General features: G+C 38.6%; 12 protein-coding genes. 3 read left to right on the top strand and 9 right to left on the bottom strand.

From position 1 onward, the window contains the following. Positions 1–254: 254 nt before the first annotated feature. Both QZ019_RS06950 and rmuC read left to right on the top strand, forming a co-directional pair. The gene (locus QZ019_RS06950; protein ID WP_295483562.1) at positions 255–1442 is read left to right on the top strand and encodes an iron-containing alcohol dehydrogenase; all 1188 of its coding nucleotides are present in this window, start codon (positions 255–257) and stop codon (positions 1440–1442) included. A 250-nt stretch (positions 1443–1692) separates the two neighbouring features. Further along, positions 1693–3063 carry a DNA recombination protein RmuC gene (gene rmuC, locus QZ019_RS06955; RefSeq protein ID WP_295483564.1) on the top strand — a complete coding sequence of 457 codons (1371 nt, stop codon included), beginning with the start codon at positions 1693–1695 and terminating at the stop codon, positions 3061–3063. Position 3064: 1 nt separating this feature from the next. Here rmuC and QZ019_RS06960 read toward each other — a convergent pair whose 3' ends face one another. The 7 genes from QZ019_RS06960 to glnS form a co-directional block, all read right to left on the bottom strand. After that, positions 3065–3631, bottom strand: a complete 567-nt coding sequence (locus QZ019_RS06960; RefSeq protein WP_294567870.1) for a hypothetical protein — start codon at positions 3629–3631, stop codon at positions 3065–3067. Positions 3632–3848: 217 nt separating this feature from the next. After that, a complete protein-coding gene (gene pyk / locus QZ019_RS06965) occupies positions 3849–5288 on the bottom strand; it encodes a pyruvate kinase (protein ID WP_294567872.1) in 1440 nt (479 codons plus the stop codon). 178 nt (positions 5289–5466) lie between these two features. Further along, on the bottom strand, positions 5467–6177 hold the full coding sequence (purC, locus tag QZ019_RS06970; RefSeq protein ID WP_294567873.1) for a phosphoribosylaminoimidazolesuccinocarboxamide synthase: 711 nt from the start codon (positions 6175–6177) through the stop codon (positions 5467–5469). An 80-nt stretch (positions 6178–6257) separates the two neighbouring features. Beyond that, positions 6258–7406: an outer membrane protein assembly factor BamC gene (gene bamC / locus QZ019_RS06975; RefSeq protein WP_295483568.1), complete on the bottom strand. Its 1149-nt coding sequence runs from the start codon at positions 7404–7406 to the stop codon at positions 6258–6260. A gap of 22 nt (positions 7407–7428) precedes the next feature. Then, positions 7429–8511 (bottom strand): dTDP-glucose 4,6-dehydratase, encoded by a 1083-nt coding sequence (gene rfbB / locus QZ019_RS06980; RefSeq protein WP_295483571.1) that lies wholly within the window; start codon positions 8509–8511, stop codon positions 7429–7431. Positions 8512–8517: 6 nt separating this feature from the next. Further along, positions 8518–8979, bottom strand: a complete 462-nt coding sequence (locus QZ019_RS06985) for a hypothetical protein (protein WP_294567877.1) — start codon at positions 8977–8979, stop codon at positions 8518–8520. Between the two features lie 23 nt (positions 8980–9002). Further along, positions 9003–10685, bottom strand: a complete 1683-nt coding sequence (gene glnS, locus QZ019_RS06990) for a glutamine--tRNA ligase (protein ID WP_294567879.1) — start codon at positions 10683–10685, stop codon at positions 9003–9005. 468 nt (positions 10686–11153) lie between these two features. Between glnS and maoP the strand changes: the two genes are divergently transcribed. Continuing rightward, positions 11154–11501: a DUF413 domain-containing protein gene (maoP, locus tag QZ019_RS06995; protein ID WP_294567880.1), complete on the top strand. Its 348-nt coding sequence runs from the start codon at positions 11154–11156 to the stop codon at positions 11499–11501. Between the two features lie 32 nt (positions 11502–11533). Here maoP and QZ019_RS07000 read toward each other — a convergent pair whose 3' ends face one another. Together QZ019_RS07000 and QZ019_RS07005 are read right to left on the bottom strand one after the other, a co-directional pair. Then, positions 11534–11842 carry an AzlD domain-containing protein gene (locus QZ019_RS07000; protein ID WP_294567882.1) on the bottom strand — a complete coding sequence of 103 codons (309 nt, stop codon included), beginning with the start codon at positions 11840–11842 and terminating at the stop codon, positions 11534–11536. After that, a complete protein-coding gene (locus QZ019_RS07005) occupies positions 11842–12579 on the bottom strand; it encodes an AzlC family ABC transporter permease (protein ID WP_294567884.1) in 738 nt (245 codons plus the stop codon). Before QZ019_RS07005 ends, QZ019_RS07000 begins: the two co-directional genes overlap by 1 nt. Positions 12580–12766: the final 187 nt, after the last annotated feature.

The following is a 12766-nucleotide window of genomic DNA, read 5'->3' on the forward strand; positions in this document are numbered from 1 at the left end:
ATATTATAGACATAGAGATATTTTAATAAAATTTATTTTATTAATTATTCATAGTGCTTTTTTCTCCTGATTTTAATAAAAATTAAACTTATTCAAATTGTGATGTTAGGCTTCATCTTTACACTACATTTTTATCAGTACAGAAAAGATAGAATAAAATGATGCTGATTTTTAAGATGTTAAATCTAAAGAAAACATCTAATTAACAATAAATAATAGAAAATCTATGAAAAGCAGCTGAGTTTTTGGTTCAAATGGATAATTTTAACTTCTATCGCCCAACAGATATTTATTTTGGTCGCGGTGCTGAAAACAATGCCGGTGAAATTTGCAAAAAACACGGCGGTACCAAAGTTCTTATTCACTTCGGAGGAAAGTCCGCAATTAAATCAGGTCTTATTGATCGTGTTGAAAAAGCCTTAATTGCTGCAGGATTATCTTTTGTAAAACTAGGCGATGTCCAGCCTAACCCTAGAGCAGAGTTAGTATACGAAGGTATTGAACTTTGCAAAAAAGAAGGCGTTGACATGATTTTAGCTGTCGGCGGCGGAAGTGTTATTGATAGTGCCAAAGCAATTGCCATGGGTGTTCCTTATGACGGTGATTTTTGGGACTTCTTTATGGGAGGAAAAGTCCCTACATCAGCCTTACCTTTAGGTTCTGTACTAACAATTGCGGCAGCAGGTTCTGAATGTTCCAATAGCTGTGTCATTGATAGAGAAGTTAACGGTATTATTAAGAAAAAAGGCTGCAATTTTCAAACAAATGTAGCTAAATTTGCAATTATGAACCCTGAACTTACCATGACATTACCGCCGTTTCAGACAGCATGCGGCTGTTGTGACATTATGTGCCATATCATGGAAAGATACTTCACCAATACAAAAGAAGTTGAAGTCACCGATCAGCTTTGCGAAGGGCTCTTAAGAGCTATGGTCACGATGATCCCTCGTGTTATAAAAAATCCTAACGACTATGAAGCACGCGCAAATATTATGTGGACATCATCACTTGCCCATAACAACCTTTGCGGTGTTGATCGTGAACAAGACTGGGCTAGTCATCGTATTGAGCATGAACTCTCAGCCTTATATGACTGTGCACATGGAGCAGGTCTTGCTGTCATTATGCCGGCTTGGATGGAGTACGTTATGAATCACGACATAATGCGTTTTGCTCAATTTGCTACCCGCGTTTTCGGCTGCGCCATGGATTTTGCTCATCCTGAAGTTACCGCTAAAAACGGTATTGCCGCTTTAAGAGCCTTGTGGAAATCCGCAGGACTTCCTTTGTCATTTGCAGAGCTTGGGGCTAAAAAAGAAGACATTCCGACATTACTTAATAACTTAGGTGACAACGATCATACTGAAGGTCACTTTGTTGTATTAAAGCGTCCAGATGTTGAAGCTATTTTCAATATTGCCGCAAATTACAAAGATTAATTATTATCCGTAATTAATACCCACAAACGCCACTCTTGCTTTGTCAGATTGGCGTTTTTTATTTTTCCACATCTTAAAAAATCTTAAACATTGTCTAAAAATACTATCGTGCTAATATTAAGAAAAATTTTGACAAGAGCACGCCATGTACAGCTTCACCTTTACTCCGCTTAACATTACATTTCTGTCCGTAATTTTAGTCATTCTTTGTTTTGCTTTAATTTTTTATAAAAAACTTATAAAAAACAGAATGCTTATCAAAATTCTGTCCCAAGATCTAACCGAAGCCAAAACAGAACTTCAGCAAAAAAACAACGTAATTACCAAATTAACAAATGACAACCAAAATCTCATTTTAGAACTTACCTCACAAAAGCGTGACAACTATAACTTGTCCAATCAGCTTAATGAATATGCGACCAATTTAGCTTCAAATAGAACGTCCATTGATAATCTTTCAACAGAAAGAACAACTCTCAAAAACGAAATCGCTTCTTTAAAAGAAAGATTGAAAGCGCTTAATGAACAAAGAGAAATTGATGCTCAGCAGCAGGAACATATTTATAAAGATCTGGAACAAAAGCTCACCATTATTGGTGAAAAAATGTTAAAAGAACGCGGCGAAGCGCTACAGAAAACCGGACAGGAACAATTTTCTCTTGCAGTAAAACCGCTTAAAGAAGAGTTATCCGTTTTCCGTGAATTTCTAAATTCAGTACAAAAAATCAGTTCTGAGCAAGCAGGCTCACTTAAAACAGAGTTATTAAAGTTGCAGCAAGCCCAGCAGTCTTTAACTAAGCAAGCAGATGAACTTTCTTTAGCCTTAAGAACTAATGGTAAATCGCAAGGCATGTGGGGAGAACATCAACTTGAACTGGTATTAGAAAACTCAGGGCTGCGTAAAGGTTTTGAATATGATCGAGAAGTTGCAGGAAAACATGAGTTTGGCGAAAACGGCAGACCTGATGTCGTGATCCGCCTGCCTGACGGACACTCAATCATCATAGATTCAAAGTGCTCCCTTACCGATTACACTGTATTTATTAATGAAGAAAAAGACGATATCCGCAACGCAGCTTTAAAAAAACATATCGGCTCTTTAAAGGCTCATATCAATGAACTTGCTAAAGCTAAATATAACGAGTATTTAAGTCTTAATTCCCCTTCTTTTGTCTTCATGTTTATTCCTGTTGATAACGCCCTATCCATAGCTTTAAAAGAAGATAACAATCTTTACGAATACGCTGCTAAAAATAACGTGTACTTGGTTTCACCTTCAAACTTACTGCCTGCCTTAAGAGTTGTGTCGAATTTATGGGTACTGTCTACTCAAAACGACAAAATGCGCAAACTTGCCGCTGAAGCACAAAATATTTATAAAAAATGCGATCTTGTAGTAGAAGCGTTTGAGGATATGGAAAAACGCTATAAATCTTTAGGCGACTGCATAGATATTGCCGCAAGCCGTTTCTATCGAGGAAAAGGAAACTTACGCAGTCTAATTGAAAGTTTTTCTCTAAACTCTCCTAAAGCATTAAATGAAGAAAATGGCACACTAATTGATAAAGAGACAACAAAAAAGGCGCTGATTACAAGCGCCCCTTTGTCTTCACAAAACTAAACTAAAAACGACGAGAGCCTTTTTCTTCCTCATCGACAGGTTTTTTGAACAAATCATTTGTCGAATAAGAAGATGTCGGAATCTCCTGATTCTGCATTTTCTGCTTATTTGCAAAGAAACTGCTAATGACAGGTATCAGCATCATAGCCAAGACATAAAGCAAAAAGCCGCCGCCGAAAATACCGACACCCAACATCATCATACCCATCATTCCCAGACCGCCTAAAAATCCGAATAATCCGGCACGAGCTGCAGGGTTTGCGGCAGCTGCTCCTTTTGCGGCATTAGATTGAGTAGCGGTATTATTTTTCGTCGCATTAGTATTGGCGGCAGATTTGCCTTTACCGCCAAAATTCATGGAAAAACCCTTGTTGGCGCGTCCGAAACCGCGAAAGCCTCTTGCTTGCATGGAATCATCAACAAAAGCTACGGCAACATCAGAAATACCGTTAACTACTGCCATACCTATTGAAGAAACATTTACCGGAGCTGAAGCATGAGCAGCACCGACGGATAAAAATAAACACAAAACTAATGATTTAATAAACAAAGAAATCTTCTTCAACATAGTTACCTTAAAAAGAAAAATGTACGGAGATTTGATTATACTAAACCTAAAAAAAATTAACACGGCACCCAAATAACGTACTACCAGTTAAGCGATAACGATCACATTAATCGTTTTAAATCCGCTTACAAAATACTTCTTTACAAAAAAAGACACATTTTCTTTAAAAAACCTCAGAAAATGTGTCTGTTGACTAAATTAATTAATCTATAACTAATTAATTAATGGTAATAACACGCATACTGTCAGTCTGACCGGATTTACCCATAGTCATACCGAAAGTCACTACCAACTTATCCCCTCTTTGAACCAAGTTATGTGCTTTCAACTCCTCGATTGCAGCATATAAAACTTCATCGCGGGTAGTAAAAGACATTATGTCAAGGTTAAACGGGAACACGCCGCGATACATGCACATCCAATCTACGGTTTTAGGGTAACGGGAAAAAGCATAAATCGGCAAACCAGAACGAATACGTGACATCAGCAACGGCAGATGTCCACTATCAGAGAATGTTATTAAACCGTGAATACCGCGCAAATGGTTAGCAGCAAACATTGCAGAAATAGCAATAGTCTCTTCAGCAGTTTCAAAGATTCTGTCGGCACGATAATTAGAATGCTTAACCGAATTCTCGGCTCCGTGACAAACTTTTGACATAGCAGCAACAGTTTCAACCGGAAAATCACCGGCAGCTGTTTCTGCCGATAACATCACGGCATCTGTTCCATCCAATACAGCGTTTGCAACATCCATGACTTCAGCGCGAGTCGGCATCGGAGCTTTAATCATAGACTCCATCATCTGAGTTGCGGTAATTACAACTCTATCAAGTCCGCGCGCTAAATTAATAAGGTTTTTCTGGACGCTCATTAGTCGGGCATCGCCGATTTCAACTCCCAAATCTCCGCGAGCCACCATAACCGCATCTGCAGCTAAAATAATATCGCGCATTGATTCTTCCGAAACTACGGCTTCAGCTCGTTCTACTTTTGCCACGATTCGGGCATCAGAACCGGCTTCACGTAAAAGCTTGCGTGCATAAATCAAATCCTCGCCTGAGCGCGGAAATGAAATTGCCATGTAGTCAAGATCTAATGAAGCGGCATATTTAATATCCTGCTTATCTTTATCAGTTAAAGCAGGAGCAGACAAACCGCCGCCTTTTTTATTGATGCCTTTAGAGTTTGACAAAATACCGGCAACGATAACGAAGGTATAAATCTTAGCTCCTTCAACTTTCTCAACTTCAAGCTGAATTCTTCCGTCATCAAGAAGCAGGACATCTCCTGATTTTAAATCTTGAGGTAATTCTTTATATGTAAGGCCTACTTGATTCTGATCTCCTTCATCATGACCAAGCTCGGCATCCAAAATAAATTTATCACCAAGAGAAAGTTTTATCGGACCGTTTTTAAAAGCACCTATGCGGATCTTAGGTCCTTGCAGATCTCCCATAATTGCAACAGGAAGACCTAATCTATGAGAAATTTCCCTTACGGCATCGACACGACGCTTGTGATCCTCAAAGGCGCCATGAGAAAAGTTGATTCGAACTACATTTGCACCCGCTTTAATTATTCCTTCCAAAACTCCCGGACGATCGGTTGCAGGTCCTAATGTTGAAACAATTTTCGTACGACGTTTTTTAGGCATTTTTTTACCCTATGAATTTGCTTAAAACAAGAATCGAAAACAAAAAAGCAATATATCTTCCATTCAAGTTTAAACCAAATTTACGGACAAAACTTTTATCAACCCCTAAAAAATGCAAAATTACAAATAAAAAACGCCCGATTTAAATCGAGCGTCTTAAAAAGCTTAAAGCTTAAAATTACAGCGGGCAGCCGATACGACGAGCAACCTCTTCGTAAGCTTCGATAACACCGCCTAAGCCCTGACGGAAACGATCCTTATCAAGTTTCTTACGGGTCTCTTTATCCCACAAACGGCAGCCGTCCGGTGAGAATTCATCACCCAAAATCAACTGACCGTTATATTTACCGAACTCAAGCTTATAGTCAACTAAAATAAGTCCGGCTTTATCAAACAAATCTTTTAATACCTCATTGATCTTATAGGAAAGATCACGCATGGTATCAATATCTTCCTGAGTACCCCAGCCAAAAGAAACGATATGAGAATCGTTAACCATCGGATCGTCTAAAGCATCGCTCTTTAAGAAGAACTCAAAGGTAGGAGGATTAAGGTCAAGACCTTCTTTAACGCCATAACGCTTGCAAATAGAACCTGCGCTTACATTGCGAACAACGCATTCTACCGGAACCATTTCAAGCTTCTTAACCAAGCACTCGGTATCGGAAAGGAGTTCCTCAACATGGACAGGAATACCTGCTTCTTCAAGTTTCTTCATAATAAAGAAATTGAAGTGATTGTTTGTGCGTCCCTTACGATCTAACTGCTCAATTTTTTTGCCGTTAAAGGCTGAGGTGTCGTCGCGGAACAACATAATATAGTGATTAGGATCATCAGTTTCATAAACTGATTTTGCCTTGCCACGATAAAGCTCTCTTTTCTTTTCCATGATGAGATCCTGAAAAATAAATTAACATCAAAGCGCATTGTGAACTTAATCACAATGCGCGTATTTTACTACAAAAAGCCTTAATTAGCAGAATTTAGAGCAAACTCTCTTGAAAGAGCTTGAGAGAATCCGCTGTAAAGACCTGCAAGTGCCGTCGCTGATAGCGGTTTATCATCATCGTCATAGAAAGTGATAACTGTCTTATCACCGTTAACACCTAATCTTATGATGTACGAATCGGCTTCAAGATTAAACGGATCGACGCCTAAATCTCTAAAGAAATCAGGATCGTCTTCTTCAAGGGTCACGTTAAATGATCCGTGAGAAATTGAAAACTCATCAATGATGAATCCGTATTTTGGCAGCATTTGCTGCATAACTCTCATGGTTTCATCATAAGGAGCATTTACGGTAAATGTTTCCTGATTATTATTGTCAACACCGATTGAAACCGTTACATTGCTTAAATCCTGACCTTGGGAATTAACGGTATTATCAATTTCTTTGATAATACTATTGGCAAATCCCATAGCAAAGCGCTCAAGCTCAATCGGAGTTAAAACATTTTCAAGCATTTTGCCATTTGACAACTGCGTCATGGATCCGATAACCGAAGAAGCTATGCCTAAGTCGCCATTTTGCGCTCTACCGATACGAATACGATAGATTTGATGATAGCAAAGAGCATGAGATGCACGATTTGCAGGAGTGTAAGGAACACCGAATTCATTAAAATCAGAAGCTAAAGTAGTAAGCTCAAAAGCTCCCGGAGTAACTTGACCTACTTCAATATTAAGTCTTTGCAAAACTTTACCTAAAAGCAGCCAAGCCTGGTCCTCATCAACGATACCGTGAGCTCCGCCTTGTCTTAACCAAACAATAGCTTCTCCAGCGCTCCATTGAGCATTAACCCCAAGGGAAGAGCGTAAAGGTACGACAGGAGCTCTGACATCAATATTTTTGCCGACTTCACCGGTGTTGGTATAACTTAACATCGGCAATTCCATTGTCCTGTCATAGGGAGGCTGCGCAAGCCCCGGAGGAATTACCAGCTGATCGGGAACATCAGAAACTTCCGCATGATCATAGTTTCCGGTGGGCTCACGCAATGATGTTTCAACAGTACCGTCAAAATACTGCCACCAATGACGGATAATATTGCAGCCGGCAAGCTGAGAACTGACAACTGCCATACTTAACGCCATTACGGTGAATTTGATTTTTGACAAAATCTTTCTCCTTTAATAGCCTTTAACGTACGGAAAAATCCTTTGTACGTTTTTTAAGCTCACGCCACCATTTATCATTATTTAAATACCATAAAAGCGTTAGCTTAATACCTTCTTTGAAAGTTAAAGAAGGTTTAAAGTTCAATTCTGCTTCAGCTTTTCTCGGATCTATAGCATAACGACGGTCATGTCCCGGACGATCGGTCACATGAACGATAGCATTTTTACATGACTTGCCGTTTGCCGGATAAGCAGACGGATAGCGATCTTTTAAACTCGAATCTTCTTTAAAGATCTCATCAATACAATCGCACACTGTATTGACAACCTCAAGATTGGTAAGTTCTGCTCTGCCGCCTATATTCCAGGTTTTATCAGACTGACAGCTATGTATTGCTGCATCAATAGCTCTGCAGTGATCATCGACAAAAAGCCAATCTCGAATTTGTTTTCCATCACCGTAAACCGGAACTTCCTTACCGGTAAGCAAATTAGTTATAACAAGAGGTATAAGCTTTTCCGGGAATTGACGAGGTCCGTAATTATTGGAGCAATTAGTGATGGTTGCTTTTAATCCGTAAGTATGGACAAAAGCTCTTACTAAACAATCGGATGATGCTTTAGATGCTGAGTACGGAGAATTAGGACGATACGGATTCTCTTCTGAAAAAGGAGGATCTGTCAAAGATAACGTTCCGAACACTTCATCGGTTGATATGTGATGAAAATGTCCATGGCACACACCATCTTTTACCCACATCTTATAAGCTGCCTTCAACAAGCAGTATGTGCCTTCAATATTGGTCTTAATAAAGGCGTCAGGTCCGGAAATGGAGCGATCAACATGAGATTCAGCTGCAAAATGGACAATCACGTCAATTTTGTATTTCTCGATTAAAGAAACAACCAACCCCTCATCAAGGATATCGCCTTTAACAAAAGTAAAATGCGGATTATCGTTAAGCGGATCCAAAGTTTCCCTGCAGCCTGCGTAAGTTAAAGCATCTAAAACTACAACATTATCTTCAGGAAAATTTTTCAGATGATAAAAAACGTAATTGGAGCCGATAAATCCGGCTCCTCCAGTAACCAGCAAATTAGCCATACAAAATTAATTCTCAGTTAAATCATTACGAACAAGAGGTTTTTGCAGGTAATTAAATAAATTCTCACTTACCATATTGAGAACCTCTTTAATACTGCTAAGTTCAGGATCATAAGCATTAATATATGTAGGCTCTGAATCTGCTTCGTAATAGCAAACGCTTGAAAATACAGCATCGACATCGGTATCAGATAATGTAAGCGAACAGCGAAAATCTACAAAACGCTCTACGCCTGCCTGAATCAGCAAAGGATCACGCATGATTTTTCTAAAATTAATCACGCCCATAGATCTGTCTTCTAGAAAGATTTTCTTCGGACGAACGCCTTCTTTTACCCAATGCTCAGCTTTATCATAAGCACGTTCAAGCATGCTTTCGGAGTGATAAGAAAAGGCTACTTCATAGTCACTGCCAGGAGGCGGTGCCATGTTGTCGTCTTTTTCATTTTCATTTTCAAAATCTGACATTTTTTGCTCCTTACTATTTCAAATCATGCCTGAGTTTTTTTGTTATCACGTAAAGCTACGGTTAAATTAAATACCGGAGCTCCTTCAACAAAATCTTTTGATTCAACGCAGAAATAACCTTCACGTTCAAACTGGAAGGAATCACCGACTTTAGCATTTTTAAGCGAAGACTCTAATGCTGCATCCTTAATGATTTCTTTTGAGTTTTCATCAACGCATGCAAGAAAATCTTCTTCTGCGCCGGGATTCGGGACTTTAAATAATCTGCCGTATAAACAAACTTGTCCCCTATAACAATCATTGGCATTTACCCAATGAATTACTCCCTTTGGTTTGTGTCCTTCAACATCAGTACCTATAGAATTAGGAATTGCTTCTACATGAACGCAGGTTACATTTCCATTCTCATCTTTTTCACAAGATACCGCTTTTACGATATAAGCATGACGCAAACGGACTTCATAGCCTAATTTAAGTCTCTTATACTGTTTATTGGCTTGCTCTCTAAAGTCTGCCGCATCAATGAAAAGCTCTTTGCTAAGAGATAATTCGCGAGATCCTAAATCTTCTTTTTCAGGATGATTGGGAACTGTTACTCTATCAACAGTTACTCCTTCTTCTCCAAAATTATCAATTACTAATTTTATCGGATGTAAAACGGCAAGAGCACGCGGAGCCTTGGCGTTCAAATCATCACGAACACATGTCTCAAGAGCGCTCATTTCTACGGTGTTTTCCTGTTTGGTAACACCGATACGACGGCAAAACTCACGAATTGAAGCAGGAGTGTAACCGCGACGGCGTAATCCTGAAATCGTAGTCAAACGAGGATCATCCCATCCGTCAACTACCCCTTTCTCAACCAAAAGATTTAATTTTCTTTTTGATGTCAAAGAATACTCAAGATTAAGTCGGCTCATTTCATACTGATGAGGACGAGCTTCGATACTGATATGATCTAAAACCCAATCATAAAGACGGCGATTATCCTGAAATTCCAAAGTACAAATAGAATGAGTAATACCCTCAATAGCATCAGAAATGCAGTGGGTAAAATCGTACATCGGATAAATGCACCATTTATCGCCGGTTAAAGCATGAGATGCAAAACGTACACGGTAAATAACAGGATCACGCATGCAAATAAACGGTGATGCCATATCGATCTTGGCACGCAGGCAAGCTTTTCCTTCTTCAAAGCCGCCGTTTTTCATTTTTTCAAATAATGCTAAGTTTTCTTCCACGCTGCGATAACGGTATGGACTATCTTTACCCGGCTCTTTTAAAGTACCGCGATACTCACGAATTTCTTCAGGTGAGAGTTCATCTACATAAGCAAGACCTTTATTAATAAGTTCTAATGCGTAACCATACAGTCTGTCAAAATAATCTGATGAATGACGAACATCTCCAGACCAATTAAATCCGAGCCATTTAACATCTCTTTCAATTGAACGGATGTACTCAAGATCTTCTTTTACAGGATTGGTATCATCAAAACGCAGATTGCAAGTGCCGTTATAATCTCTGGCTAAACCGAAATTTAAACAAATAGATTTAGCGTGTCCGATATGCAGATAACCGTTAGGCTCAGGCGGGAAACGAGTTGCAATATTAGTAACTCTGCCTTCTTTTAGATCTTCGTCAATAATATCTGTAATAAAATTGCGCGGAATTCTTTCTTCATTAACTTTTATGTCTTCCATCGCAGCTCCAAAAACATAAATTAATTTTATTTAAGGCTCTTTTTCACAAGGAGCCAATCAGATTAACGGCTAAAAGCTAACATTAATCCAAAATCAATTACCATATAGCGTTCATTTACTGCTTTATGCTAGCTTATATGATGCTTTCACAAGCTTCAACAAACGACAAAACCCAAGCTTATCGGCAAGGATTTACGGTATTTTTCTAATTACATTCTTCTGATTTTAGCAAAGCTGCATAAAAGCCTCAATTTTTTATCTGTTTTTATCAATAAAAGCTTTGATTTATCTAACAAAAAATTAAACTAAATTAATTATGTAAACTAAAATTTACTGATAAAAAACCATAGGCTTTCTTGATTTTTATCAAAGCCATGTACGCAAATAAGAAATTTAAATGTTAAAATGTGACGCTAAAATTAAGCGTTTAAACTTTAAAACGCCTATTCTTTTGAGGAAAAAACACAAATGAGCTTCGAATCCGAAAAGCCGTTTAACGATTTTCAGCATTTTGCCCGCGGAATTCGCCGCAGCGGTGAATTTTCGATCCGCGAATCAAATCTTTTAGAGCAATGCGGTACTGCAATGATGGAACTTCATAAAGGAATCCGTAAGCCTAAAGATGAAACCGAAGAAGTTTTTTTAAAACAACTCAATAGTGCCGAAGTAATAACCGACCCTTATGCTAAGGTATTCAAAAAATATTTGCAGGTAATTCAGCCGCGTCACTTACATCGTTTGTGCTCTGTCGGCAGCGATGATGATATCGGTGATTTTAATTCATCCTCATCATCTGAAGTATCAAATATTGATTAACCTAAAGAACTCCGCGCAATGCGGAGTTTTTTTTAAAAAGCCAAAAAAGCCAACACTGCACATACGGATAAAATTACCGTAACAGATAATGGTGCCTTTAACACGGAACTTATAATTGCAACAACCGTTCCGACACTTGCAGCATTCATATACCCCGGCACACTATAAAAAATCCCCGGAAAAACTAAAGCAGTCATCGCCGTATACGGAATTAAATTTAAAAATCTCTCAAGCCACGGATTAAGTTTAACTTTGGAAATAAATAAAGCAGGAACAACGCGCGGCAAATATGAAACAAGGCACATTCCTAAGATAATAAATAAGTAACGATTATCTTCCATTACTTGCTCTCCGCTTTAAGATCATTATTATTCTGAAGAGATTTAGCACGTACTTTATTAGAAGGCTTAATTAAGCAAGCCCCTATGGCGGCCCATAACAAAGTAGAAATTACTATCGCCCAGCTTCCGTCGATAAATAAAGATAACAGACAATTAAACAGCGCTGTCATAATTACCATCACAGCAATCTTATGATTACTCTTACAACCAGGAACCACTAACGCAATAAAAAGAGCATAGAGAGCTATTCCAAGACCTGCCGCAACCCATCCTGGTAAAATCGAATTAGCGATAACACCGATTACGGCTCCGCTTATCCATGATGAATAAGTCAATATAATAAGACCGGCAATATACGGTAATTTTGCCCTTTCCTCAGGAGCTGTCGTAAAAATAGCAAAAGTCTCATCAGTAATATAAAAAGAAGTCCATGCTTTAATCGGCGCTTTTAAATAAGGCATACGATTAAAAACACAAGCGCTCATGATGAAATATCGGAAATTGATTAAAAAAGTTCCGATAAATATTGCTGCTAAACTTGCGCCTTGTGCCGTCATTCCGACACCAAGAACCTGCCCCGATCCTGAATATACGGAAAAAGACATCAATATCGTCTCAAAAGGTGAAAATCCTGCCTGAAGAGCAGACACTGCATATGCGATACCGACTGGGATATACCCCAAAACCACGGGAATTCCGTGTTTCATTCCAAGAAAAAATAATTGACGAGAATTCATTTTTATAACTTACAAAAAAATAACGCGCGATAGTTTAGCACCAAATTCGAGCAACCGACAAACTTGAAAAGGTCTTTAAAACATTGTTTAAAAAAACATCTCGCAATAAAAGAAAAAGCTAGACAAGAACAATTTTTCTCTATAAAATAGCCCGCACTTGCCAAAGTGGCGGAATTGGTAGACGCAG

Origin of the sequence: uncultured Succinatimonas sp., from assembly GCF_905203285.1 — a bacterium.
Taxonomy (GTDB): domain Bacteria; phylum Pseudomonadota; class Gammaproteobacteria; order Enterobacterales; family Succinivibrionaceae; genus Succinatimonas.

Bases quoted from the DNA above. Each gene is read 5' to 3' on its own strand.
- QZ019_RS06960 (WP_294567870.1), bottom strand. From the start codon at position 3,631: ATGTTGAAGAAGATTTCTTTGTTTATTAAATCATTAGTTTTGTGTTTA.
- maoP (WP_294567880.1), top strand. From the start codon at position 11,154: ATGAGCTTCGAATCCGAAAAGCCGTTTAACGATTTTCAGCATTTTGCC.
- QZ019_RS07000 (WP_294567882.1), bottom strand. From the start codon at position 11,842: ATGGAAGATAATCGTTACTTATTTATTATCTTAGGAATGTGCCTTGTT.
- QZ019_RS06950 (WP_295483562.1), top strand. From the start codon at position 255: ATGGATAATTTTAACTTCTATCGCCCAACAGATATTTATTTTGGTCGC.
- glnS (WP_294567879.1), bottom strand. From the start codon at position 10,685: ATGGAAGACATAAAAGTTAATGAAGAAAGAATTCCGCGCAATTTTATT.
- rmuC (WP_295483564.1), top strand. From the start codon at position 1,693: ATGCTTATCAAAATTCTGTCCCAAGATCTAACCGAAGCCAAAACAGAA.
- pyk (WP_294567872.1), bottom strand. From the start codon at position 5,288: ATGCCTAAAAAACGTCGTACGAAAATTGTTTCAACATTAGGACCTGCA.
- rfbB (WP_295483571.1), bottom strand. From the start codon at position 8,511: ATGGCTAATTTGCTGGTTACTGGAGGAGCCGGATTTATCGGCTCCAAT.
- QZ019_RS06985 (WP_294567877.1), bottom strand. From the start codon at position 8,979: ATGTCAGATTTTGAAAATGAAAATGAAAAAGACGACAACATGGCACCG.
- QZ019_RS07005 (WP_294567884.1), bottom strand. From the start codon at position 12,579: ATGAATTCTCGTCAATTATTTTTTCTTGGAATGAAACACGGAATTCCC.
- purC (WP_294567873.1), bottom strand. From the start codon at position 6,177: ATGGAAAAGAAAAGAGAGCTTTATCGTGGCAAGGCAAAATCAGTTTAT.